Raw genomic sequence first — 22,885 nt, forward strand, 5'->3', positions numbered from 1 at the left:
AGTCGCCGATACGGCTCGCCACATGGGCGGCGCCGGGTGAACCTGGACCCTATGCTCCACCCGCCGACGGCATCCCCGTCCCGCGGTGCCCGGCCCCCGAAGCGGCCGGGCGCCGTCGTCCTGCTGGTCGCGGCGCTCGCCGCGGTGCTCGGCCTCGCCGTGACCCTCACCGCGCACGGCAGCGCGCCCGACCGCGACCCGCGCGCCGCGAGCCCCGCCCGGGCCACGTCCGACACGCCTGCCCAGCCGGACGCAGGCCCTGCCGGGGGCCGCGCCGACACGCCGTACGGCACGCAGGACACACCCGGACAGCACCCCTCCGCCGCGCACGGCGAGAGCGCCTCGCCCCTGCCGCCTCGCACGCCGAGCCGGACCGCGACGCCCCACCCGAGCCGCCCCGCCGCCTCGCCCGGAGCCGCCGAGTCCGGCACCGCGCGCCCCAGCGCACGGCCCCGGGCCCAGGCCACCCGCCGGACCGCGCCCGCGCCCAAGACCACGCCCTACGACGGGCTGCGCGTCGGCGACTGCTTCGACATCGACCGCGACGCACCCGGGACCGTCGCCCGCCGCGGCTGCGACACGCCCCACGACGCCGAACTGGTCGCCAGGCTCCACCTCACCGGCCGCCACGTCGATGACGGGGCGGTACGGGACGCGGCGGCCGCCCTGTGCCGGGGGCCGCTGCGCCTCAAGGCCGCCGACCAGCCGCTCGGCACCCGCTGGACCACCTTCGTCCAGTACCCGTACCGCACCAGCTACCTCCTCGGCTCCGACACCGTCGCCTGCAGCCTCGCCGCGCCCTCCGGCAGCGGCCGGAAACTCACCGCGCCGCTTCAGTGACGGGAGCCTCCTCCGCCCCGGCCCGCGCCGCCGCGAGCGCCGCCGCCGGGTCCTGCTCCGCAGGGCCCGCCGGGCTCCACCGGCCGTGCTCCCTGCGGTACGGCCACCAGCGACCGTCCGCGCCGAGGCGCAGCTGGGCGTCCGCCCCGACGACCGTCCAGCGGGAGGCGCCCGCCGCACGCAGGACCGGCCGTTCGCCGTCCTCCCAGGCCTCAGCCAGCCGAGCCGCCGCCCGCGCCAGTGCCTCGGCTCCTGGCAGGTCCTCCCCGTCGAGTACGGCGAGGGCGGCCGCGCCGCCGAACCGCCACGCCCGTACGGCCAGGCCGAGTTCGGACCGCCCGCGTCCCGACCCCTCGGCGAGCCGCGCCGCGACCCGCGACACGGGTGAGGCGGCGGCGAGCCGCACCGCGTCCTGGGCCACCGTGAGCGGCGTGTCGTCGAACGACGCGAGCCCGGCGAGCATGCGGTGCGCACGGGCCGCCGCGTCCGCCGCCAGGAACTCCAGCGCCGCCGGGTCGATCCCCGGCTCGGGGTCGGCCTCGGTGTCGAGCGACGGCGGCTCGCCCGGCGCCGCAGGCACGGCCGGCGGGGTGGGAAGCGGCGGCAGGATGTCCCGCGCGGCGAACGCCTCCTCCGCCGACACGCCCGCACCAGAGCCCGCACCCGCACCCGATCCCGTTCCCGCCCGCGCCCCCGGCGCCCCGCCGAGCCCCGCCGCCTCCTCCGCGGCCGCCGCGCGCGCCGCGCTGCGCTCCTGGAGCGCGTCGACGAGCGCCCGCTCGCCACGCCCCCGTACGAGCAGCAGCACGAAGGGATCCTCGTCGAGCAGCCGCGCCACCTGGTAGCAGAGCGCCGCCGTATGCGGGCAGTGGTCCCAGGCCTCGCAGCCGCACTTCGGCTCCAGGTCACCGATGTTCGGCAGCAGTTCGACACCGGCCGCCGCCGCGTCCTCCACCAGGTGCGGCGGCATCTCCCGGTCGAGCAGAGCCGCGATGTGCCCCGCACTGTCCACCGCGAGGTCGACGAGCCGGTCCCACTCCTCCGCCGACAGCTCCTGGAGGAGTACGTCGCTCCGGTACGCCGTGCCGTCGCGGTCCTGCACCACCGCAGTGATCCGGCCCGGCCGCACCGACACCGCGCCGACCGCACCGGCCCGCGCGTGTCGCCGCCCCTGCTTCAGCTGTCGGCCGTCGAGCGCCGTGTCCTCCAGGGCCTTCAGCCACGCCCGGCCCCACCAGCTCCGGGCGAAGACAGCCCCCTGCACCGGCGGCAGCGCCGCGAAGGTGACCTCGTCCCCGCTCCCGTACGCCTGTCCGCTCATCGTCCGTCCTCCCCGCGCAGCCGCACCAGCTCGGCGAGCTCGGCATCCGTCAGTTCCGTCAGGGCCGCCTCGCCCGAGCCGAGCACGGCATCGGCCAACTCGCGCTTGCGCTCCAGCATCCGCGCGATCCGGTCCTCGATCGTGCCCTCGGCGATCAGCCGGTGGACCTGCACCGGCTGGGTCTGCCCGATGCGGTAGGCACGGTCGGTGGCCTGCGCCTCCACGGCCGGGTTCCACCAGCGGTCGTAGTGCACGACATGCCCGGCCCGGGTCAGGTTGAGCCCGGTGCCCGCCGCCTTGAGCGACAACAGGAAGACCGGCACCTCACCGGACTGGAAGCGGGCGACCATCGCCTCGCGCGCGGCGACCGGCGTGCCGCCGTGCAGGAACTGGGTCCGCACGCCACGCGCCGCCAGATGCTCCTCCAGCAGCCGTGCCATCCGCACGTACTGCGTGAAGACGAGCACGCCCGCGTCCTCCGCGAGGATCGTGTCGAGGAGCTCGTCGAGCAGCTCCAGCTTGCCCGAACGGCCCTCGATCCGGGTCCGCTCCCCGCCCGGATCCTCCTTCAGATACTGCGCCGGGTGATTGCAGATCTGCTTGAGACCGGTGAGCAGCTTCACCACCAGACCGCGCCGCTCCATCCCGTCCGCCTCGGCGATCGCGGCCAGCGTCTCGCGCACCACCGCCTCGTACAGCCCCGCCTGCTCCTTCGTCAGGGCGACGGTCCGGTCGGTCTCCGTCTTCGGCGGCAGCTCGGGCGCGATGCCCGGGTCGGACTTACGGCGCCGCAGCAGGAACGGCCGGACGAGCGCGGCGAGCCGCTCGGCGGCGCCCGGATCGCGGCCGCCCTCGACGGCGGAGGCGTACCGCCTACGGAACGCGCCGAGCCCGCCCAGCAGACCCGGGGTCGTCCAGTCGAGGATCGCCCACAGCTCGGAGAGGTTGTTCTCCACGGGCGTGCCCGACAGCGCGACCCGCGCCCTGCCGCCGATCGTGCGCAGCGCACGGGCGGTCGCCGAGTACGGGTTCTTGACGTGCTGTGCCTCGTCCGCGACGACCAGGCCCCACGAGCGCTCGGCGAGCCGCGGCGCGTCGAGCCGCATCGTGCCGTACGTGGTGAGCACGAACTCGCCGCCGGCCAGGCCGTCCAGCTCGCGCGCCGGACCGTGGAAGCGGCGTACGGGCGTACCGGGCGCGAACCGCTCGATCTCGCGCTGCCAGTTCCCCATCAGTGAGGTCGGGCAGACCACGAGCGTGGGACCGGCCGAGGCCGGGTCGGTCTGGCGGTGCAGGTGCAGGGCGATCAGGGTGATCGTCTTGCCCAGGCCCATGTCGTCGGCGAGACAGCCGCCGAGCCCGAGCGAGGTCATCCGGTGCAGCCAGCCGAGCCCGCGCAGCTGGTAGTCGCGCAGGGTCGCGGCGAGCGCGGCGGGCTGGGCGATCTCCTGCCCGCCGCCCTCGGGGTCGGCGAGCCGCGCCCGCAGCCGCTCCACCCAGCCGGTGGCCTGCACCTCGACACGGCGCCCGTCGACTTCGGTGGTGCCGGTGAGTACGGCGCCGAGCGCGTCGACCGGGGTGACCTTGCGGTCCTGGTACGTGCGGGCCCGGCGCACCTCCTCGGGGTCGACGAGCACCCACTGGTCCCGCAGCCGTACGAGCGGCCGGCCGGCCTCGGCCAGCTGGTCGAGCTCCGCGCGCGTGAGCTCCTGGTCTCCCATGGCGAAGCGCCAGTCGAAGGCGAGCAGGGAGTCGGCGGCGAGGAACGACGGCAGGGCGTCGCCCCGTTCGCGCGTGCCGGGCTCGTCGGGCGGTCCGATCACGGCGCGGGCCGTGAGCCGGTGCCCGAGCCCGCGCGGCCAGTGCACCCGCACCCCGGTCGCGGCGAGGGCGCGGGCCGCGGGGCCCAGGAGCTCGGCGATCTCCTCGTCGGCGAGGTCCACGGCGTCGGGGACGGCCGCCGAGAGCAGCGGGGAGAGCGGCGGCCAGGCCCGCGCGGCCCGGCGCAGCGCGAGCAGGGCGTCCATCCGGGCCCGCGGCCCGAGGACGGCACCCGCCGGCGCCGTACCGGCCCAGACGTCTGCCGCGTCGGCGACGAGGGCGGGATCGGCGACGGCGTGCATCTGGAGGACGGCCCGGAAGGCGGGGGCCGGAGCTGCGGCGGGGTCCCCGGACCCTGCGGCCAGGGGTGTTGCGGCGGCGCCTGCCCCGACGAGCTCGATGCGGAGCGAAAGCCGGACGCCCGCGTCATGGCCTGCCGCCACGTCCGCCGACCAGGGGCGCTGGTGCGGCAGTCGCTGCGGCTCCTCGTGCTCGTCGGCGGCGAAGGCGGGGCCGCCCGCGGCCAGCGGGGCGGCCGGGGTGCGGGGGAGGAGGTCGGCGACGGCATCGGCGAACGCCCGTAGCAACTCCTCCTGTTCGGGCAGCCGCAGATCACCGCCCTCTGCCGGATCCGAGTCCGGATCCGAAGGCAGCGGTACGGCGTGCGCCGACGGCGGCATCGACGCCGCGAGGTCGCGCAGGGCGCCCAGCTCCTCGGGTCCGAGCGGCCCGACCCGCCACGCGTCCAGATCGGTGGCGGTGAGACCGGGGAGCAGGAGCCCCCGGGCGGCGAGGTCCAGTGCGAACATCGACGCAGCACCCCAGAACGCGGCCGCGGGCGAGGCCCCTTCGTCGGCGCGGGCCCGGGCCCGTACGAGGACGGGCAGGGCCTCGCGCAGCGGGAGCAGCAGCGTGGGCACGGTCCGCGGCCGGACGTCGGCGTCGACGACCGTCAGCTCGGCGACGGCATCCGCCGGCGGCCGGAACTCCTGGGACCAGAAGGCGACCCGACCCGCGCGCGGCGGATCGGCGGGAAGGAAGACGGCGGAACAGCGGGCGAGTTCATCGGTGCGGGCGAGTTCATCAGAGCGGAGCGAGGACGACGGCGACTGCGACAACGCATTCCTCAAATTTGACTACTTGGGCTCGGAGCGGCCGAGGGTACCCCAACCGCCCTACGCCACGGGCGAATCGACACCGTGATCCGGATCACGATCGAGCAGGGGGTGGGGAAGGCCCCACCCCCGCACCCTGGCCGCCCCCCGAACGGGTCCGGGTGGTGCCGCCATGGCCCGGGACGATCACCGATCCCTAGGTTTTCGGTAGCCGGTGCGGACCCCGCGGCGGCCGCCTTCCACGGACTTCCACGGAACCCGGAGACCGCCATGCCCCAGGCCACCGCGACGCTCACCGCGCCCCTCGCGGCACCCGAACAGCGCCCCGCCCGCCGCCACGGCTACGGCGGCGGCAGCGAGTTCGCCCCGCTGCTGCGCACCATCAAGGAGCAGGGGCTCCTCGACCGCCGCCCCGGCTGGTACGCCCGCGGCATCGTGGTCAACCTCCTCGGCATCGCCGCCGTGATCGCCGGCCTCGCGCTCATCGGCCCGTCCTGGTGGGCGCTGCCCCTCGCCGTGCCGCTCGCGCTGCTCTCCGCCCGCATCGCCTTCGTCGGCCACGACGCCGGGCACGCGCAGATCACCGACCACCGCAGTCTCGGCCGGATCATCCAGCTCGTCCACGCCAACCTGCTCCTCGGCATGAGCCGCGAGTGGTGGAACGACAAGCACAACCGCCACCACGCGAACCCCAACCACCTGGACAAGGACCCGGACGTGGCCGCCGACGTCCTCGTCTTCGCCGCCCACCAGACCACCGACCGCACCGGTCTGCGCCGCTGGCTCACCCGCCACCAGGCCTGGCTCTTCTTCCCCCTGACCACCCTGGAGGGCATCGCCCTCAAGGTGTACGGAGTCCAGGCCCTGCTCGCCAAGGACGGCCCCTGCCGCACCAGCCGCGAACGCCTCGTCGAGGGCGGCCTGCTCCTCGCCCACGTCGCCGGATACACCGCCCTGCTCCTGACCTTCCTGTCTCCGCTCCAGGCCCTCGTCTTCGCCCTGCTCCACCAGATGCTCCTCGGCGTGCACCTGGGCATGGCCTTCGCGCCCAACCACAAGGGCATGGAGATGCCCGACGCCCACCCGGACGGCGACTCCTGGGGGCACCTGCGCCGTCAGGTCCTGACCTCCCGCAACATCCGCGGTGGGGCGCTCACCGACTGGTTCCTCGGCGGGCTCAACTACCAGGTCGAGCACCACCTCTTCCCCAGCATGCCGCGGCCGCACCTGCGCCTCGCCCAGCCCGCGGTGCGCGCGCACTGCCGGGCGCTCGGCATCCCGTACACCGAGACCGGCTTCGTCGACTCCTACCGGCAGGCGCTCGGCCATCTGCACGAGGTGGGGGCCCCGCTGCGCGTGGAGGGCGTCGCGTAGGGTCGCAGGCACGACACCTCAGGCACCGCAGGAGAAGGGGACTCCAGGTCATGACCGCAGGCACGACGACCCAAGCCACCGTCACGACGGTCAGCAGCAACGGCGTCTACTCGTTCACCAAGCCCAACCGGGGGACCATCACGCTCCTCGCCGGCCTCGGAGTGGAGGGCGACGTGCACGCCGGCGTCACCGTCAAGCACCGCTCCCGGGTCGCGAAGGACCCGACCGTGCCGAACCTGCGTCAGGTCCACCTGATCCACGCCGAGCTCTTCGACGACGTCGCCGGAGCCGGCTTCGAGGTCGCCCCCGGCGACCTCGGCGAGAACATCACCACCCGCGGCATCGACCTCCTCGGCCTGCCCACCGGGACCCGACTCCACCTCGGCGCCGAAGCCGTCGTGGAGGTCACCGGACTGCGCAACCCGTGCGCGCAGATCGACAACTTCCAGCACGGACTGCTCAAGCAGGTCCTCGGCCGTGACGAGGAAGGTCGGATCGTCCGCAAGGCGGGGATCATGTCCGTCGTCCTGACCGGCGGGGAGGTGCGGCCCGGCGACGCGATACGCGTCGAGCTCCCGGCGGAGCCGCACCGCCCCCTGGAGATGGTCTGATCCCCGGATCCCGGATCCCGGATCCCGGAGATTGGACCTTGGAGATTGGATCCAACATCCAACATCCAGGATCCAACATCCAGGATCCAACATCCAGGATCCAACATCCAGGATCCTGGATCCTGGATCCAGGATCCGATCTCCTGTCACCGCAGTGCGCAGGAATTGACCACGTCTCCGCCCGCCGGCCGTGCGATCGTACGGTCCGCGGGCGGTGTCACGCCCGCCTCCACCCACCGGGTCAGCGCGGTGAACGCCGACCGGTAGCAGGGCAGGATCGGCCGCAGCCGGTCCGGGTAGGCGTCGTACAGGCCGTCGGTGTGCGTGCCGTCCCGGACCGTGTAATAGCGGTGCAGCCCGCCCCGGCCCCGCTCCTCGATCATCCGCGCGTACACGTCCGAGTCGGTGGCGATGGGCAGCAGGGTGTCCAGGTCCCCGTGCAACGTGATCAGCGGCTTCCCGATCCGGCCGGTGAGCGCGACCTTCGCCACCGCGCGCCGGACCGCCGCGGGGCGGGCGGCATAGTCGTACGAGGCGTCCGACGCGCACGGAGCGAGGATCTCGGGCAACGTTGCCCCGGCCGTCGCACCAGGACACCGCGGGTCGTACGAGGGGTCGAACTCGGTACGGAAGATCTTCTGGGTCAGCCCCCAGTACGCCTTCTCGTGGTATGGCCACAGGAAGCGCGAGCCGGGCGCGAACCCGGCGTCGACCAGGTCGTCGTCCGAAGCCGTGCCGTACGAGCGGGCGACCGTGACCGGCAGGCTGGTGAGCAGGTTGGGGCCGCGGGTGGTCCACAGCACGCCCTCCCAGTCCACCCCGCCGTCGTACAGCTCGGGCCGGTTCTCCAGCTGCCAGCGGGTCAGATACCCGGCGTTGGAGATGCCCGTCATGTACGTGCGGCGCGGGGCCGAGCCGTAGCGCTGGCGTACGGCGTTCTTCGCGGCCTTCGTCAGCTCGGTGACCCGGCGGTTCCACTCGGCGACCGCGTCACCCGGCTCCCGCCCGTCCGTGAAGAAGTCGGGGCCCGTGTTGCCCTTGTCGGTGGCGGCGTACGCGAAGCCCTGGGCCAGGACCTGGTCGGAGATGAGCGCGTCGGTGGAGTACTGGCGGCGGGTTCCCGGGGCTCCGGTGACGACGAGGCCGCCGTTCCAGCGATCGGGCATCCGGATCACGAACTGGGCGTCGTGCGCCCAGTCGTGGGTGGCGTTCAGGCGGGAGTCGTCGGGGAAGTAGCCGTCGATCTGGACGCCTGGGACGCCCGACGGATTGCGGGTGCCCGCTGCCGACAGCCCCGCCTGGTCGGCCATGTCGGTGTAGCGCGTGCCGGCGGTCCCCGCCGTCGTCAGATCGCCCAGGCACGCGGCCTCCTGGTGCTCGGCCCCCGGCACGTGCAGCCGGTCCGGGTGGGCGCAGGGCCCGGGGCCCTGCGCCCCGGCGGGAGCCGCGGGACCGAGAAAGGTCAGCCCCGTCAGGAGCGCGGCGAGCAGCGGAACGCCTGGAGACAGGCGCATGGTGGCCTCCGGTGTGGCGACGGCGGAACGGGTGCCCGGCGCGGTCGCGCCGGGACGCGCCGTGCTGTGTCCTGGCGCGCCATGATCCGTCGGCGTGCGCCTCGGCGCGCGGCCACATCCTGCGCGGGACACCGATCGCGGGGCCATGGGGCCGCGCCACACCTCCTGCCGGCGTGCCATGTGGCCGATCGCAGAAGCGACCGGCTCCGGCTCAGGAGGGGCGTACCGCCATCGCGTCCAGCGCTTCAAGGAGCGCGGGCAGTTTCGGGCCGCGGGTCACCGGCAGGACCTCGTTCGGCTCGTCGTCCAGGAGCACGAAAGCCATGTCGTCGGTCCGTGCGACCAGCGACCAGCCAGGCCCGTCGGCACGCAGCATGCGCGCCTCGCCCCCGGCGAAGCTCGACCGGACCCGCCCGACCGGCGGCGCCTCCTGCAGATAGCCGCTCAGCTCGTCGAGCGCCCTGCGCACACCGTCGTACGGGTCGGTGGTACCCGCACCCTCGCCGTCCGTAGGCTCCGGGGCTTCGGTGCTGCCCGCGGCGGCCGCCGCGTCGCTGTCCGCGTCCCCGCCCATCTGCGCGCGCCACTCGGCCCACTGGAGCGCCACCATGTCCGCCCCCAGCCGCCGATGAGCCGGTCCCCAGCTCCCGCGGTCGGGCGGGGCCAGCGGGGCCGGGTCGCCCTCCTCCGGTTCGGGGTCGTGGGGCGCGGGCACGCCGGGCGCGGCCGTGGCGACGGCGAGCGGCCAGCCGGGCAGCGCGGACACGACCGACCGCTCGTCGGGGGAGAGGTCGTACTCCATCCCGCAGTCCCAGGAGGCGATGGCCACCGCGACCAGCGACACGTCGTCCACGATGACGGTCCACCGGGCGCCGCCGCCGTCCTGCCCGAGCACGAGCCCGTACCCCTCCGCGTACGGCTCGAGCCCCAGGGCGGCACAGGCCGCCGGGTAGTCGTCGCCGAGCACGGTGGGGAACTGCGCGGGCGTGAGCAGCGCCGCCGTCAGCACGTACAGCGCGTCGTCGTCGCCGTCCTCCGCGCCGTTCGCGGCGGATTCCGGTTCTCCCACGTCAGCCTCCCCATCTGGTCGTCGGCGCACCCTAACCAGTGAGTAACCCGTCCGTCGAGAGCTGTCGCGTGAAGACGGCCTCGCACAGGACGTCCGCTCCCTCCGCCAGGTCGGCCCCTGTCACCGGACCGGCGGTGCCCCGCCCGTCGTGCGCAGGCGCTCGGCGAGCGCGGACAGCCAGGCGCCGGGGTGAACGGGCTGATGCTGGCCGGTTCCGGACCCGGGTGCCGGCCGCCCCGTCCGTCACTGCGTACGGCGGCGCACGGCGAGTGCCAGATAGCGATCGTCCTCGTCCACGTACCTGAGCAGCTCCCAGCCCGAACCGGCGAGCATCGGGCGGAGGTTGGGCTCCGCCCGCAGGTCGTCGTCGGTGATCCGGCGGCCGTGGCGGGCGGCGAGGGCGGCGCGGCCGATGGGGTGGAAGAGTGCGAGGTGTCCGCCGGGGCGCACCACGCGGGCCAGCTCCCGAAGGTCGCCGGCCGGTTCGGCGAGGTGTGAGATGAGCCCCGCCCCGAACACGGCGTCGAGTGCACCGTCGGGCAGCGGAAGCCGGGCGACGTCCGCGAGGATCAGCGCGGCCGCCTTGTCGCGCCCGGCTCGTACCGCCTCTTCGAGCATCTCGGGCGTCAGGTCCGCCCCGATGACCGTGCCCGTCGGGCCGACGGCTTCGCGCAGCGGGGGCAGGGCCCGGCCGGTGCCGCAGCCCGCGTCGAGCACCGCGTCGCCGGGGCGCAGTCCGAGGTCGGCGACGGCGGCGGCGTAGGCGGGGCCGTCGCCGGGGAAGCGGGCGTCCCAGCCGGCGGCGCGCATGCCGAAGAACTCCCGTACTTGTGTGGGGTCATCGCTCATGTGCCCCATGATCCCTCACTCGCAGGCGTGAGTCGGTTACCCGGACGAGTGAACCATCTGTGCGCACGTTCGAGCTCGTCGCGATCGTTCGGGAACATCTCTGCGTCATATTCCATCAGCTTTCGAAATGCGCCCCCAGTGCGCCCCTGGAGGCGCACTAGCGTCCCCGAGTCATGGGACACCTGGACCACGCCACCTTCGGCTGGCTGACACCTGTGCTGTCGTACGCGATGGCCTGCATCGGCGCCGCCCTCGGGCTGCGCTGCACCGTACGCGCCCTCGACACGACCGGCAGGTCGCGGCGCAACTGGCTGATCACCGCGGCCTCCGCGATCGGAACCGGCATCTGGACGATGCACTTCGTCGCGATGCTCGGCTTCGGCGTGACCGGCACCGACATCCGCTACGACGTTCCCCTCACGCTGCTCAGTCTGCTCATCGCCATGGCCGTCGTGGGTGTCGGCGTCTTCGCCGTGGGACACGGGCGCGACCGCGTCCGCTCACTCCTGATCGGCGGCCTCACGACGGGCGTCGGTGTGGCGAGCATGCACTACATGGGCATGGCGGCCCTGCGCCTGCACGGACAGGTGCGCTACGACCCGATGCTCGTCGCCCTCTCCGTCGTCATCGCGGTCGTGGCCGCCACCGCGGCCCTGTGGGCGGCGCTCAACATCCACGCACCGGCGGCGGTGGCGCTCGCCTCCCTCGTCATGGGCGCGGCGGTCAGCAGCATGCACTACACCGGCATGTTCGCCGTGCGGGTCGAGGTCGTCCCCTCCTCCGCCCCGCTCCCCGGTGCCTCCGTCATGCAGTTCATCTTCCCGCTCGCGGTCGGTCTCGGCTCCTACCTCTTCATCACCTCGGCCTTCGTCGCCCTCTCCCCGACGGCGACCGAACGCGCCGCGTACGCCTCGGCGGAAAGCCTCACCGAACCGGACGAGCGTGCCGTGGACGTCGCACCTCCCGGCTTCCACCCAGCGACGACGACCGAGGAGCCGGCCGCCGCCGCGCACGCGCCCGCCCAGCCGTACCCCTCGGGGCCGGTGGACGGCGGCCCGGCGTACCCGCGTCGGGCCCGCGCGTGAGAGCGGGCCGTCCTGCCGGCCTCGGCCCCGTGCCCGGGTGACCGCCGCCGTCCCGTCACCCCGACCGCCCCGCAAGCCCTGAGCACCAGGCGGACCCGTCCCTCTCCGCCGGGCCCGTGAACGAAGGAACGAGGAGGCCATGCGAACTCCCCGCAAGACCCCGGACGCCGGGGCCCCGGCGCAACCGCCCGCGGCGGCCCGCGGGCGCCGCGCGCACGCCGGGCCGCCGGCCGACGAGAAGGCCTGTGCTGACCGGTCCGCAGCCGAGAGGGCCGCGGCGGCCTCGGGCGTGACGGCCTCGGCCGGGACGGCCCTGCGGGAGCCGGCCGGGCGCCCGGCCACCGTCGTGCCCCCGCCCGCCCCCGCCCGCCCGGCGGCGGGAGCGGCCCCGGCCCGCGGTGCGGTGCGCGGTCTACGGCCGCGTACCGTCCGCGCGAAGATCGTGTCCCTCCTCATGGTCCCGGTCGTCTCGCTGCTCGCCCTGTGGGGGTTCGCCACCGTCACCACCGCCCAGGAGGTCGCCCGGCTCCGCCTGCTCCAGGCGGTCGACGCCGAGGTCCGCCGGCCCGTCGCCGTCGCGGTGGCCGCACTCCAGGAGGAACGCCGGGCCGCCGTGCGCCAGGTGGCCGCCCCCGGCGCCGGGCGGGCCGCCGAGCTCAAGGACCGGATCGGCCGCACCGACGCGGCCCTCGGCCGGCTCCGGCTCGACGACCGGCACACCGTCGGGGACACCGGGAACCTCCCCGAGGAGGTCTCCGCCCGCATCGCCGGCTTCGTGGCGCGGATCGAGGGGCTCAGCAGACTCCGTACCGCCGCGGTCGACGGACGGGCCGACTGGGACCAGGTCTACGAGGAGTACACCGCCGCCGTCTCCTCCGGGTTCGCCGTCGGCGGCGCCCTGACCGGTATCCAGCACGCGCAGGCCGGCTCCGACGCGCGCGTGCTCCTCGAACTCGCCCGCGCCGGAGAGATGCTGGCCCGGGAGGACGCGCTGCTCGGCTCGGCGCACCTCACCGGGCAGTTGGGCGCCGCGCGGCTGCGCGAGTTCGGCGGGGTCGTCGAGGCCCGGCGCGCCCTCCTGGAGTCAGCGACCGCCGACCTGCCGGTGCCCCAGCGCACCGCCTGGCGGAACCTCACCGCCCAGCCCGCCTACCGGCAGCTCGACACGGCCGAGGAGCGAGTGCGCGCGACAGCCCCCGGCCGCAGGGCAGCCCAGGCCGTCTCCTCCCGCGAGTGGGACGACACCCACTCCTTCGTACGCGACGGCATCACGGCCGTCGAGCATGCCGCCCACACCGCCGCGGCCGACCGGACCGACCCCTTCGGCGGAGGCGTGTTCAGCCCCGGGGGCGCCGCGGTCCTGCTCGGTCTCGCCGCCGTCGCCGCCTCGCTCGTCATCTCCGTGCGCATCGGACGCGGGCTCGTCGTCGAACTCGTCAACCTGCGGAACACCGCTCTGGAGATCGCCCGCCGTAAACTTCCGGCCGCCATGCGCCGGCTGCGGGCCGGGGAGGAGATCGACGTCCAGGCCGAGGCCCCGCCGGGACCCGCCCCGCAGGACGAGATCGGCCAGGTCGGCGAGGCGCTCACCACCGTGCACCGGGCCGCGCTCTCCGCCGCCGTCGAGCGCGCCGAACTCGCCAGCGGCATCTCCGGCGTCTTCGTCAATCTCGCCCGCCGCAGCCAGGTCCTGGTGCACCGTCAGCTCAATCTGCTGGACCGCATGGAGCGGCGCGCCGACGACCCGAACGAGCTCGGCGACCTGTTCCGTCTCGACCACCTCACCACCCGGATGCGCCGCCACGCCGAGAGCCTCATCATCCTCTCCGGCGCCGCACCCGGACGCGCCTGGCGCATGCCCGTGCCCCTCACGAACGTCGTCCGCGCCGCCGTCTCCGAGATCGAGGACTACGCCCGCGTGGACGTGCGCCGGCTCCCGGACAGCGCCGTGGTCGGCGGCGCGGTCGCCGACCTCACCCATCTGCTCGCCGAACTCATCGAGAACGCGGCCCAGTTCTCCCCGCCGCACACCAAGGTCCGGGTCAGCGGCGAACTCGTCGGCAACGGCTACGCCCTGGAGATCGAGGACCGCGGGCTCGGCATGGGGAAGGAGGCCCTGGCCGAGGCGAACGCCCGTATCACCCACTCCGAGGCCCTCGACCTCTTCGACAGCGACCGGCTCGGACTCTTCGTCGTCAGCCGCCTCTCCGCCCGGCACGACGTCAAGGTCCATCTGCGCACCTCACCCTACGGAGGGACGACGGCGGTCGTGCTGCTCCCCACCGACCTGCTCCAGGGCGCCCTCCCGCCCGGCCGCGGCACCGCCCCGGCCGGGATCGCCGCCCAGCACGCCCAGCACGCCCAGCACGTCCAACAGGCCCAGGGCAGCCGAGGCCAGGCACCGGACGCGCCGCGCCCGCCACGGATCCCCGCACTCGCGGCGAGCCAGGAGCCCCGCCCCGCCGAGCAGGGCCCGCCGCCGGCCGGGGTCACCACCCTGCGCCAGCGCACCCGCCCCACCGCGCCGCCGGCCCAGCCGCCGCGGCCTCGGCCCGTACCGGAACCGGCCCCCGAAGCGGGCGGCCCCGACCGGCGAGCGGGCGCGGACCCGGGCCCGTACGCGGGCCACGACCCCGCTCCCGATCCCGGCGCGGACCTGCCCCGACGGGTACGGCAGGCCAGTCTCGTCCCGCAGTTGCGGGAGGCCCCCGTGCCCGGCCAGGACAGCGCACCGGCCGCGCCACAAGGCGCCGCCGAGCGGACTCCCGAGCAGGTCAGGGACCGCATGGCCGCCTACCGCGACGGCTGGCAGCGCGGCGGCGGCGCCGCGCCCGGCACGCCGGCCCACGGCACCCCGATCGCCGCAAGACGCCCCTTGGGCACCGGCTACGGCCCGCACGCACCCAGCGCCCCCGGCAGTGAAGGAGACGACGAATGATCGACCACGAGAGGATCTCCCACCATCGCTCCGGCGAACTCGACTGGCTCCTCGACGACCTCGTCATGCGCGTCCGGGAGGTGCGTCACACCGTCGTGCTGTCGAACGACGGCCTCGCCGTCGGCGCCTCCAGCGGGCTCAGCCGCGAGGACGCCGAGCACCTGGCCGCCATCGCCTCCGGCTTCCACAGCCTCGCCAAGGGTGCGGGACGCCAGTTCCACACCGGCGGAGTGCGCCAGACGATGGTCGAGATGGACGACGGCTTCCTCTTCGTCGCGGCCGCGGGAGACGGCTCCTGCCTGGCCGTGCTGAGCTCCGTCCACGCCGACATCGGCCTCATCGCGTACGAGATGGCCCGCCTGGTGAAGCGGGTCGGCGAACATCTGCACACCCCGCCCCGGCTCACGGTGACCCCGCCGGCCGCCGGCTGACCGGAGACCCCCATGAACGAGGACAGCACCGGCGACGGTCAGCCCGTGCCGGGCAGTCAGTGGTACGACGCCGACGCCGGGCCGCTCGTCCGGCCGTACGCCATGACCGGCGGCCGCACCAAACCAGGACCGAGCAACGTGCGGTTCGACCTCATCGCGCTCGTCGTCGTCGACGACGACCCGCCGGGCGGGGCCGAGGAGTCCCTGCTCGGCCCCGAGCACCGGTCCCTGCTCGCCCTGTGCCGGGCCGAGACCCAGTCCGTCGCCGAACTCGCCGCCGACGCCGACCTCCCCGTCGGCGTCGTGCGGGTCCTCCTCGGCGATCTGCTCGAAGCGGGACTCGTGCGGGTCAGCAGGCCCGTACCGCCCGCACAGCTCCCTGACGAACGGATCCTGAGGGAAGTCATCGATGGCCTACGAGCGCTCTGAGAGCAGCCCGGCGAGCGGCGTGGACACCACCGCCCTCGCGTTGAAGATCCTGGTCGCCGGAGGGTTCGGGGTCGGGAAGACGACCCTGGTGGGCGCGGTCAGCGAGATCCGGCCCCTGCGGACCGAGGAACAGCTCAGCCGGGCGGGGGAGTCGGTGGACGACACCGGAGGGGTGGCCCAGAAGACCACCACGACCGTCGCCATGGACTTCGGCCGCATCACCATCCGCTCCGGACTCTCCCTCTACCTCTTCGGAACACCGGGACAGGACCGCTTCTGGTTCCTCTGGGACGAGCTGTCGCAGGGGGCGCTCGGTGCCGTCGTGCTCGCCGACACGCGACGCCTGGAGGACTGCTTCCCCGCGGTGGACTACTTCGAGCACCGCAAGATCCCGTTCGTCGTCGCCGTCAACTGCTTCGCGGGCGCGCGGGCTTACGGCGCGCACGACGTGTCGCGCGCCCTCGACCTGGACCGGGGCACCCCGGTGGTCCTCTGCGACGCGCGGGACCGCGACTCGGGGAAGGAGGTGCTGATCCGGCTGGTCGAGCACGCGGGCCGGATGCACACGGCACGGCTCCTCGACTCGGTGGGCTGAGGACAGGCCGTGACGGGTGCTTGCCCTGTCCACGACAGTGCGTAAGGCTGATCCGAAGCATGCACCACACAGGGGGAGGACCACGCATGGCGTTGGACAAGAAACTGGACTGGCTCCTGGACGACCTGACCCGGCGGGTCGACTCGATACGGCACGCGCTGGTGCTGTCGAACGACGGACTGGTGACGGGGGCGAGCAGCGGGCTCGAGCGGGAGGACGCCGAGCATCTGGCCGCCGTCTCCTCCGGACTGCACAGCCTCGCCCGTGGCTCCGGCCGGCACTTCAAGGCGGGCCGGGCGCGGCAGACGATGGTCGAGTTCGACGAGGCGCTGATGTTCGTGACCGCGGCCGGTGAGGGCAGCTGCCTGTGCGTGCTGAGCGCGGCCGAGGCCGATGTCGGCCAGGTGGCCTACGAGATGACGCTGCTGGTGAACCGGGTGGGCGAGCACCTGGGTGTGGCGGCGCGGCAGCCCGGTTCCGAGGTTATCCACAGGCAGAGCGAAGACTAGTCACTGCGCGTTACGGTCTTTACCCGGAGTGATCGACCATCGTGACCCGCCGAAAGGGCGACGTCACGACCCGACGGGGGAGGACCGACCGAATGACATGGGAAGAGAACGGCCCGCACACGCTGGCGCAGGGACGGGCCGCGGACGAACTGGAGCTTAGGCGCGACGAGTTCCAGCTCGCCGTCGACCTGGGGATCGTCCGCACGGTGCCCGGCCTGGTGCCGGGCGCGGCGGACGGCCCCGGTGACGGGGCGCGAAGGCGCGTGGACCGCAGCGAGGTCGAACGGCACAGAGCAGCCCCGGGCTTCCCGGACGGGCTGCGCGCTCGGGTGCGTGTGGTGGGCGCCACGGAGGGAGCCCAACTGCTCGCGGTCACCCGCGAGCGCTTCACCAGGCTGGCCAGGACCGGGCACTTCAGCCCCGTGCGGTTCTACGTCAACCGCTACCGTGCGGTGGTCTGGCTCTATCCGGCCGCGGAACTGGGAGAGTTCGCCCTCAACCACGCGGGGCTCCTCACCGGGCGGCTCCCGCTGGACATCCGGACGAGGGCCGAGGGGTACGAGGACTGGCGGCCCCGGAACTGGCGGGCGCGGCGGCTCGGGACGCTCCTGCGCGCGAGCGGGGACCCATGGACGCGCACGGCGGCCATCGCCTCGCTCCTCGACCCGGTCCAGATGGCCGAGGTCGTCGAGGACCCCTACGAACGGGCCTATCTGGACCGGCTGCGCCCCGCGCCGCCCTCCTGGCGGCCTGCCGCACCGACGGCCCGCGAGATCGCCGACCGGATGATGCTGGCCGACGACCCCGACGAGATCCTCTGGCACCGGATGAGCCTCGCCCTCGCCCTGGACGAGGCCCGCGCCGACCGCCAGGCCCCGCGGCCGGACCGAGTGACGGCGCTCGCCTCCGTGCCGGTACGGGGGGAGGGCCCGCCCGCGCTCGAAAGCGGTGGCGCGGACACCGGCACCTTCGGCGCCCGGGCCGTTCGTCCGGCCGGTGGCGCCGCTCGTCCGGCCGGTGGCCGGCCGCCGGGGCGGCGGGAACGGCGCGGCCTGCTCGACCGGCTGCGCAGGCGGAAGGAGGTGGCTCCGCGCTAGGGGGTGTCTCGCCGGTCAGGCCGGGCTCGCGGCCGGGGCACGGCGGCCGGTTCCGGCCGGGGTGCGGTGGGCCGGGGGCGCGGGCACGATGGGCCCATGTTGTTGGCGCGGGTCGCGGAGGTGTCGGGGCAGGTCGCTGCCACGTCGGCGCGGTCGCGGAAGATCGGCGCGCTGGCGGAGCTGTTCTCGGAGGCCGCGCCTGAGGAGAGCCCGCTGGTCATCGCCTATCTGTCCGGCCGGCTTCCGCAGGGGCGGATCGGGGTCGGCTGGAGCGTGCTCAAGCATCTCGTCCCGCCCGCGGTGGAGCCCGCCGAGCACCCGACGCTGACCCTGGCCGGCACCGATGCGACCATGACCGAGCTCGCCGCAGTCTCCGGCGCGGGGGCGCAGGCGCGGCGCGCCGGGCTCGTTCACGGGCTGATGGCGGCCGCCACCCTCGCCGAACAGGAGTTCCTGCTCCGGCTGCTGTCCGGCGACGTTCGTCAAGGTGCCCTCGACGCCGTCGCCCTCGAAGGGGTCGCCAAGGCCGCGCAGGTGGCGCCCGAGGAGCTGCGGCGGGCCGTGATGCTCGAAGGCTCGCTGCCGCGTGTGGCCCAGGCCGTTCTCGCCGAAGGCCCCGGCGTGCTCGATACGTTCACCCTGCGGGTCGGCAGCCCCGTGCAGCCGATGCTCGCCCACACCGCGGGCAGCGTGACCGAGGCCGTCGCCGCCCTCGGCCCGTGCGTCGTCGAGGAGAAACTGGACGGCATCCGCATCCAGGTCCACCGCCGCGGCGACGACGTCCGTGTCTACACCCGCTCCCTCGACGACATCACCGACCGGCTTCCCGAAGTCGTCGCCACCGCCCTGGAGGCGAGCGGCGACGGCATCGTCCTGGACGGCGAGGTCATCGCCCTCGACCCCGCCACGGGCCGGCCGATGCCCTTCCAGGACATCGCCTCCCGGGTCGGTTCCCGTGTCGACGTGGCCACCGCCCGCGCCGCGCTGCCCCTGTCGCCGGTCTTCTTCGACGTGCTCGCGGCGGACGGCGAGGTGCTGGTGGACCGGCCCGGCGTCGAGCGGCACGCGGTACTGGCCCGGCTGCTGCCCGAGCCGCTGCGCGTGCGCCGTACCGTCGTCGCCGACCCCGCGGACCCGGTGGTGACCGAGGCGGCCGAGGCGTTCTTCCGCGCCACGCTCGCCCGCGGTCACGAAGGGGTCCTCGTGAAGGCGCTCGACGCGCCGTACGTCGCCGGCCGCCGGGGCCGCACCTGGCTGAAGGTGAAGCCCGTGCACACCCTCGACCTCGTGGTCCTCGCCGCCGAGTGGGGCCACGGGCGGCGCACCGGGCTGCTGTCCAACCTCCACCTGGGGGCCAGGGCCGCGGACGGCACGTTCGTCATGCTGGGCAAGACCTTCAAGGGACTCACCGACGAGATGCTGCGGTGGCAGACCGAGCGGCTGGGTGAACTCGCCCTGTCCGACGACGGTTTCACCGTCCGGGTGCGGCCGGAGCTCGTCGTCGAGATCGCCTACGACGGCCTCCAGCGCTCGACCCGCTACCCGGCCGGGGTGACGCTGCGCTTCGCCCGCGTCGTACGCCACCGCCCCGACAAGTCCGCCGCCGAGGCCGACACCGTGGAGCGGGTGCTCGCCGGCGACTGAGCGCCCCTCGTGCGCGCCGTTCGTCAGTCGTCGCGCGCGGTGTGCCGGCGGCGCACCCACAGCGGGAGCGCGTACCAGCACAGGAGGTACCAGAGGACGAGACCGGCTACCAGCCACGGCACATGGGGCGCGCCGGTCGCCACGCGCAGGACCAGCAGCAGCGCCGTCGCCAGGGTCGCGAGCAGCAGCACGAGTCCGGCGAAGGTCAGCCGCGAGGCCCACGTCACCGCCCTGGGCTTGATCCGCCGTCCCGCGACGATCCGGTGGAGGGAGACCGGGCCGATCAGCGCGCCGGTCGCGGCCGCGCCCAGCGAGACCGTCACGATGTAGATCGTCTGGTCGACGTCGGACAGCTCGGGGAAGCGCGGGGTGAAGACGACGGTGAGCAGGAAGCCGAAGAGGATCTGCACGCCCGTCTGGGCGACCCGGATCTCCTGCATCAGCTCGCTCCACCGCCGGTCCGCCCGCTCGTCCGGCGTCTCGTGGCGCCCGCGCATCAGCCCGTCGTCGTCCGGCCGCCCCGCTCCCGCAGGTCCTTCCGCTCCTCTGTCCATGCGTCCTCCCGTGTCGCTCATTGTCCACCGTGGCACGAACCTCGCGGGACGCCCCGTCGAGAGGGATGCTGGAAGCGGGACAGGAGGAGATGATCGACGTGTACGACTTGCACATCGACACCGACGTCACGGTGCAGCTGAGCGACTGCGACCGGGAGGACGCCCGGGCCGTCTTCGCGGTCCTCGACCGCGCCTACAAGCTCGAGGACATGACGGCACCGGGCCCCGAGGCGGCCACCGCACCCGCCCCCACGGTCTGGATGGCCACGTTCGACACCGCCGAGGGCCGCCACGAGGAGTCGCCGCCGGTCCGGCTGAGCGCCATGGTCGGTGCGACGCTGACCGGTGGCTACCACGCGGTCGACGAGGTCGAGAAGGTACTGGCCCGCAATTTCGACATCCAGTCCCTGCAATCCGTCTCCGGTGACCAGGAAACGGAGGCACGGCTCCTCCTCGCGTCCCGCTGACGGCCGTACCCCCAGGCCCCCGGGCGGAGCGGACGGGCGCCGCCCGGGGCCGTCATGCCCGCGCACGGCACCCCGGAGAGCCCCGCACCGCACGCCCGATGAGCGCACCCGGCGCCCCTGACCAGTTCACCCGACACCCCCGATGAGCTGCGGACCCCCCCTTGCGTCTGCGGCTATACACCGTGTGTAGAGTGCTCGGCGTGCCGCAGATCCCCGCCTTGACCAGGCGCGGGCCGGCAGTCGAGCCAACATCGGGGAAAGCGGGTTGCAGCATGTTCCGAACCAAGTCCGGGCGCCGTCGGGGACCGGCCTTCGCCCTCCTCGCCGCGGCCTCGCTGGTCCTCGCGCTCGGCGGCTGCTCCGCCGACACGGTCACCCCCGGTGACGCGCGCGGCAAGGCGGGGACGGATGACAAGGCCGGGACGGCGGCCGGTGGCGTCGACTGCGCCAGGGCCAAGTGCATAGCCCTGACCTTCGACGCGGGGCCGGGCAAGGACACCCCCCACCTCCTCGACGTGCTCAAGGAGAAGAAGGTGCCGGCCACGTTCTTCCTCCTGGGCAAGAAGCACGTCGACCGCTACCCCGAGGTCGTCAAGCGGATCGCGGACGAGGGCCACGAAGTCGCCAACCACACCTGGACCCACCAGGTCCTGACCGATCTGGACGCCGCCGAGGTCCGCGACGAGCTGTCCCGCACGCAGGACGCCATAGCGAAGATCACCGGCCGCAAGCCCACCCTCATGCGCCCGCCGCAGGGCCGCACCGACGACACCGTCTCCGACGTGAGCCGCGACCTCGGGCTCGCCCAGGTCCTGTGGAGCGTCACCGCCAAGGACTACTCGACCACCGATACCGCCCTCATACGGCAGCGCGTCCTCGAGCAGGCCCACGCCGACGGGATCATCCTGCTCCACGACATCTACGACGGCACCGTCCCCGCCGTACCCGGGATCATCGACGAGCTGAAGCGCCAGGGCTACACCTTCGTGACCGTGCCCCAGCTGCTCGCGCCCGGGAAGGCCGAGCCCGGTGTCGTCTACCGTCCCGAGAAGGACGACTGAGGTGGCCGCCGGCGGTCAAACGGGGTGAGGTGACTCACATCCGACACAGGGGACACCCCGGAACAATGGGTGAAGGTTTACCGTTCATCAGTATGTGACGGCGAAGGGGTCCGGTCCCCAAGGTCCCCCCCAAGTGGCGACCGCCCTTCCTGCGTCACGGCAAACGGCCCCGGTTGGAATCCCCCGTCCAACCGGGGCTTTGTCGTGGCCGCCGCAAGCCTTCCGGACCACCCGCGGACGGCGCACACTCCGGCGCGTTCGACCCCTTCGGGTGAGTCGTACGAGCCCGCCGCATGGCCCGTCCGGCACCGGGCATTGATCGCCACGAACCGGCGACGATCACGCCGCCGGACACGCCGATCAGGCACGTCACCAGGGGGAACTCGTGCGCCACGGAACCCGCCGCGCGCTCGTCACGGCCGCCGCGGCCCTCGTCCTCACCGGCTGCGCCACCGTCCGCCCGGGCCCCTCAGGACCACCCGGCAGCCCGGCCTCTGCCGCCGCCGCACGCCACGAGCAGGACCGGCTCCTGAAGGCGGCCGAGAACCGTCTCGTCGTCGACTGCCTCGGCGCCGAGGGCCTCGCCCTCACCTCGCGGGCGCGCGCTCCCGCCGAGGACCGCCGGCTCCAGGCCGCCCTCTTCGGCAGCGACCCCCGCGAACTCTCCCTGACCCTCGCCACCGGCCACACCGTCACCGCCAACACCGACGGCTGTCTCGCCAAGGCCCACGAGACCCTCTACGGCGACCAGACCCGCTGGTTCAAGGCCCAGGTCACCGTCGACAACCTGCGCGCCGAGGCCCAGGCCCGGATGAAGGACGACCCCGCGCACCAGGCCGCCCTCGAGCGCTGGACCCGCTGCGCCGCACCCGACGGCGCGCCACGCGCGGGCCGACCCGACCCGACTGTCGCCGACCGCTGCGCCCGCGAGAGCGGGCTCGCCGACGTGCGCGCCCGCCTCGAACCCGCCGAGCTCGCCACCGTGCGCACCCTGCACCGCGACGAGGTCACCACCTACGAGCAGTTGCGCGCCCGCGCACTGCGACGGGCAGCCCAGCTGTCCGCGACCATCACCACCGCAACGAGAGGCAACGACGCTAGATGAAGCGAATTCTCGGCACCGCCGCCGCCCTCCTCGCCCTCACCGGCGGACTGGCCCCGACCACGCCCGCCACGGCCGCCGAATGCCCCTCCGGCGAGTTCTGCGCCTGGCAGGAGGCCAACTTCGGCGGCCAGCGGGCCAACTGGAGCGGTGACGACGGCTGGTGGGAGAGCTGGATCGCCGACACCGACTCGTCGTGGGCCAACCACGGCATCTCCGGCCCCGGTATCAAGGACTTCGTCCAGGTCTACGAGTCAGCCTGGCAGGGCGGCTCGATGACCATCTGCCTCGCCCCCGGCCAGGAGGTCGGCTACAACGGCGCCGCCAACGACCGGGGCGACTCCCACATCTGGGCCACCGGCTGCTGAACCGCCGACCACCACCGCCCCGCGACCACCACCCATGACCCCTGCGCGGGGCGGGCAAGGTGGTCGCGTGGCGCACGCGGTCAAAGGGTCC

At 74.1% G+C, this 22,885-nt stretch carries 21 protein-coding genes; 15 read left to right on the forward strand and 6 right to left on the reverse strand.

From position 1 onward, the window contains the following. Positions 1-51 precede the first annotated feature (51 nt). On the forward strand, positions 52-840 hold the full coding sequence (locus ACIGEZ_RS18640) for a hypothetical protein (RefSeq protein ID WP_399832298.1): 789 nt from the start codon (positions 52-54) through the stop codon (positions 838-840). Here ACIGEZ_RS18640 and ACIGEZ_RS18645 read toward each other — a convergent pair. Together ACIGEZ_RS18645 and ACIGEZ_RS18650 are read right to left on the reverse strand one after the other, a co-directional pair. After that, the gene (locus tag ACIGEZ_RS18645) at positions 821-2,161 is read right to left on the reverse strand and encodes an SWF or SNF family helicase (RefSeq protein ID WP_399832301.1); all 1,341 of its coding nucleotides are present in this window, start codon (positions 2,159-2,161) and stop codon (positions 821-823) included. The genes ACIGEZ_RS18640 and ACIGEZ_RS18645 overlap by 20 nt on opposite strands. Next, positions 2,158-5,100 (reverse strand): SNF2-related protein, encoded by a 2,943-nt coding sequence (locus ACIGEZ_RS18650; RefSeq protein WP_399832303.1) that lies wholly within the window; start codon positions 5,098-5,100, stop codon positions 2,158-2,160. Before ACIGEZ_RS18650 ends, ACIGEZ_RS18645 begins: the two co-directional genes overlap by 4 nt. A 267-nt stretch (positions 5,101-5,367) precedes the next feature. On the opposite strand from ACIGEZ_RS18650, the gene ACIGEZ_RS18655 reads away from it, so the two are divergent. Both ACIGEZ_RS18655 and ACIGEZ_RS18660 read left to right on the forward strand, forming a co-directional pair. Continuing rightward, a complete protein-coding gene (locus tag ACIGEZ_RS18655; protein WP_399832305.1) occupies positions 5,368-6,471 on the forward strand; it encodes a fatty acid desaturase family protein in 1,104 nt (367 codons plus the stop codon). Between the two features lie 50 nt (positions 6,472-6,521). After that, positions 6,522-7,082: an MOSC domain-containing protein gene (locus ACIGEZ_RS18660; RefSeq protein WP_399832307.1), complete on the forward strand. Its 561-nt coding sequence runs from the start codon at positions 6,522-6,524 to the stop codon at positions 7,080-7,082. A gap of 146 nt (positions 7,083-7,228) precedes the next feature. Here ACIGEZ_RS18660 and ACIGEZ_RS18665 read toward each other — a convergent pair whose 3' ends face one another. The 3 genes from ACIGEZ_RS18665 to ACIGEZ_RS18675 all read right to left on the reverse strand — a co-directional run bounded on the left by ACIGEZ_RS18665 (position 7,229) and on the right by ACIGEZ_RS18675 (position 10,514). Further along, complete coding sequence (locus ACIGEZ_RS18665; RefSeq protein ID WP_399832309.1) at positions 7,229-8,596, reverse strand: tannase/feruloyl esterase family alpha/beta hydrolase; 1,368 nt, start codon at positions 8,594-8,596, stop codon at positions 7,229-7,231. 211 nt (positions 8,597-8,807) lie between these two features. After that, positions 8,808-9,665: a hypothetical protein gene (locus ACIGEZ_RS18670; RefSeq protein WP_399832311.1), complete on the reverse strand. Its 858-nt coding sequence runs from the start codon at positions 9,663-9,665 to the stop codon at positions 8,808-8,810. 243 nt (positions 9,666-9,908) lie between these two features. Beyond that, the gene (locus ACIGEZ_RS18675) at positions 9,909-10,514 is read right to left on the reverse strand and encodes a class I SAM-dependent methyltransferase (RefSeq protein WP_399832313.1); all 606 of its coding nucleotides are present in this window, start codon (positions 10,512-10,514) and stop codon (positions 9,909-9,911) included. 173 nt (positions 10,515-10,687) lie between these two features. Here ACIGEZ_RS18675 and ACIGEZ_RS18680 point away from each other — a divergent pair, with 173 nt between their 5' ends. From ACIGEZ_RS18680 to ACIGEZ_RS18715, 8 genes are all read left to right on the forward strand, one after another. After that, a complete protein-coding gene (locus ACIGEZ_RS18680) occupies positions 10,688-11,599 on the forward strand; it encodes an MHYT domain-containing protein (protein ID WP_399832315.1) in 912 nt (303 codons plus the stop codon). 139 nt (positions 11,600-11,738) lie between these two features. After that, positions 11,739-14,537 (forward strand): nitrate- and nitrite sensing domain-containing protein, encoded by a 2,799-nt coding sequence (locus ACIGEZ_RS18685; protein WP_399832317.1) that lies wholly within the window; start codon positions 11,739-11,741, stop codon positions 14,535-14,537. Beyond that, positions 14,534-14,968, forward strand: a complete 435-nt coding sequence (locus ACIGEZ_RS18690) for a roadblock/LC7 domain-containing protein (RefSeq protein WP_399832320.1) — start codon at positions 14,534-14,536, stop codon at positions 14,966-14,968. The genes ACIGEZ_RS18685 and ACIGEZ_RS18690 overlap by 4 nt, the downstream gene beginning before the upstream one ends. 12 nt (positions 14,969-14,980) lie before the next feature. Next, the gene (locus ACIGEZ_RS18695; RefSeq protein WP_399832322.1) at positions 14,981-15,397 is read left to right on the forward strand and encodes a DUF742 domain-containing protein; all 417 of its coding nucleotides are present in this window, start codon (positions 14,981-14,983) and stop codon (positions 15,395-15,397) included. Next, positions 15,378-15,992 carry a GTP-binding protein gene (locus tag ACIGEZ_RS18700; RefSeq protein ID WP_399832324.1) on the forward strand — a complete coding sequence of 205 codons (615 nt, stop codon included), beginning with the start codon at positions 15,378-15,380 and terminating at the stop codon, positions 15,990-15,992. Before ACIGEZ_RS18695 ends, ACIGEZ_RS18700 begins: the two co-directional genes overlap by 20 nt. 86 nt (positions 15,993-16,078) lie before the next feature. After that, positions 16,079-16,501 (forward strand): roadblock/LC7 domain-containing protein, encoded by a 423-nt coding sequence (locus tag ACIGEZ_RS18705; RefSeq protein WP_399832326.1) that lies wholly within the window; start codon positions 16,079-16,081, stop codon positions 16,499-16,501. A 92-nt stretch (positions 16,502-16,593) separates the two neighbouring features. Next, on the forward strand, positions 16,594-17,598 hold the full coding sequence (locus ACIGEZ_RS18710; RefSeq protein WP_399832328.1) for a DUF6397 family protein: 1,005 nt from the start codon (positions 16,594-16,596) through the stop codon (positions 17,596-17,598). A gap of 96 nt (positions 17,599-17,694) precedes the next feature. Further along, positions 17,695-19,242, forward strand: coding sequence for an ATP-dependent DNA ligase (locus ACIGEZ_RS18715; RefSeq protein WP_399832330.1), 1,548 nt, complete (start codon positions 17,695-17,697; stop codon positions 19,240-19,242). A gap of 23 nt (positions 19,243-19,265) precedes the next feature. On the opposite strand, the gene ACIGEZ_RS18720 is transcribed toward ACIGEZ_RS18715, so the two are convergent. After that, positions 19,266-19,796, reverse strand: coding sequence for a DUF6328 family protein (locus ACIGEZ_RS18720; RefSeq protein WP_399832332.1), 531 nt, complete (start codon positions 19,794-19,796; stop codon positions 19,266-19,268). Positions 19,797-19,885: 89 nt separating this feature from the next. Here ACIGEZ_RS18720 and ACIGEZ_RS18725 point away from each other — a divergent pair, with 89 nt between their 5' ends. From ACIGEZ_RS18725 to ACIGEZ_RS18740, 4 genes are all read left to right on the forward strand, one after another. Further along, positions 19,886-20,263, forward strand: a complete 378-nt coding sequence (locus tag ACIGEZ_RS18725; protein WP_399832732.1) for a hypothetical protein — start codon at positions 19,886-19,888, stop codon at positions 20,261-20,263. Between the two features lie 272 nt (positions 20,264-20,535). Next, positions 20,536-21,324, forward strand: a complete 789-nt coding sequence (locus tag ACIGEZ_RS18730; RefSeq protein WP_399832334.1) for a polysaccharide deacetylase family protein — start codon at positions 20,536-20,538, stop codon at positions 21,322-21,324. 385 nt (positions 21,325-21,709) lie between these two features. Beyond that, positions 21,710-22,429: a hypothetical protein gene (locus ACIGEZ_RS18735; protein WP_399832336.1), complete on the forward strand. Its 720-nt coding sequence runs from the start codon at positions 21,710-21,712 to the stop codon at positions 22,427-22,429. Beyond that, positions 22,426-22,794 carry a peptidase inhibitor family I36 protein gene (locus ACIGEZ_RS18740; protein ID WP_399832338.1) on the forward strand — a complete coding sequence of 123 codons (369 nt, stop codon included), beginning with the start codon at positions 22,426-22,428 and terminating at the stop codon, positions 22,792-22,794. The genes ACIGEZ_RS18735 and ACIGEZ_RS18740 overlap by 4 nt, the downstream gene beginning before the upstream one ends. The last annotated feature ends 91 nt before the right edge of the window (positions 22,795-22,885 follow it).

Origin of the sequence: Streptomyces sp. NPDC085481, assembly GCF_044541845.1 — a bacterium.
In the GTDB taxonomy this organism is placed as follows: Bacteria; Actinomycetota; Actinomycetes; order Streptomycetales; family Streptomycetaceae; genus Streptomyces.

Coding starts and splice junctions, on each gene's coding strand:
- ACIGEZ_RS18695 (WP_399832322.1), top strand. CDS start 14,981: ATGAACGAGGACAGCACCGGCGACGGTCAGCCCGTGCCGGGCAGTCAG.
- ACIGEZ_RS18740 (WP_399832338.1), top strand. CDS start 22,426: ATGAAGCGAATTCTCGGCACCGCCGCCGCCCTCCTCGCCCTCACCGGC.
- ACIGEZ_RS18640 (WP_399832298.1), top strand. CDS start 52: ATGCTCCACCCGCCGACGGCATCCCCGTCCCGCGGTGCCCGGCCCCCG.
- ACIGEZ_RS18700 (WP_399832324.1), top strand. CDS start 15,378: ATGGCCTACGAGCGCTCTGAGAGCAGCCCGGCGAGCGGCGTGGACACC.
- ACIGEZ_RS18680 (WP_399832315.1), top strand. CDS start 10,688: ATGGGACACCTGGACCACGCCACCTTCGGCTGGCTGACACCTGTGCTG.
- ACIGEZ_RS18725 (WP_399832732.1), top strand. CDS start 19,886: ATGATCGACGTGTACGACTTGCACATCGACACCGACGTCACGGTGCAG.
- ACIGEZ_RS18690 (WP_399832320.1), top strand. CDS start 14,534: ATGATCGACCACGAGAGGATCTCCCACCATCGCTCCGGCGAACTCGAC.
- ACIGEZ_RS18665 (WP_399832309.1), bottom strand. CDS start 8,596: ATGCGCCTGTCTCCAGGCGTTCCGCTGCTCGCCGCGCTCCTGACGGGG.
- ACIGEZ_RS18675 (WP_399832313.1), bottom strand. CDS start 10,514: ATGAGCGATGACCCCACACAAGTACGGGAGTTCTTCGGCATGCGCGCC.
- ACIGEZ_RS18715 (WP_399832330.1), top strand. CDS start 17,695: ATGTTGTTGGCGCGGGTCGCGGAGGTGTCGGGGCAGGTCGCTGCCACG.
- ACIGEZ_RS18720 (WP_399832332.1), bottom strand. CDS start 19,796: ATGGACAGAGGAGCGGAAGGACCTGCGGGAGCGGGGCGGCCGGACGAC.
- ACIGEZ_RS18685 (WP_399832317.1), top strand. CDS start 11,739: ATGCGAACTCCCCGCAAGACCCCGGACGCCGGGGCCCCGGCGCAACCG.
- ACIGEZ_RS18730 (WP_399832334.1), top strand. CDS start 20,536: ATGTTCCGAACCAAGTCCGGGCGCCGTCGGGGACCGGCCTTCGCCCTC.
- ACIGEZ_RS18645 (WP_399832301.1), bottom strand. CDS start 2,161: ATGAGCGGACAGGCGTACGGGAGCGGGGACGAGGTCACCTTCGCGGCG.
- ACIGEZ_RS18705 (WP_399832326.1), top strand. CDS start 16,079: ATGGCGTTGGACAAGAAACTGGACTGGCTCCTGGACGACCTGACCCGG.
- ACIGEZ_RS18655 (WP_399832305.1), top strand. CDS start 5,368: ATGCCCCAGGCCACCGCGACGCTCACCGCGCCCCTCGCGGCACCCGAA.
- ACIGEZ_RS18710 (WP_399832328.1), top strand. CDS start 16,594: ATGACATGGGAAGAGAACGGCCCGCACACGCTGGCGCAGGGACGGGCC.
- ACIGEZ_RS18660 (WP_399832307.1), top strand. CDS start 6,522: ATGACCGCAGGCACGACGACCCAAGCCACCGTCACGACGGTCAGCAGC.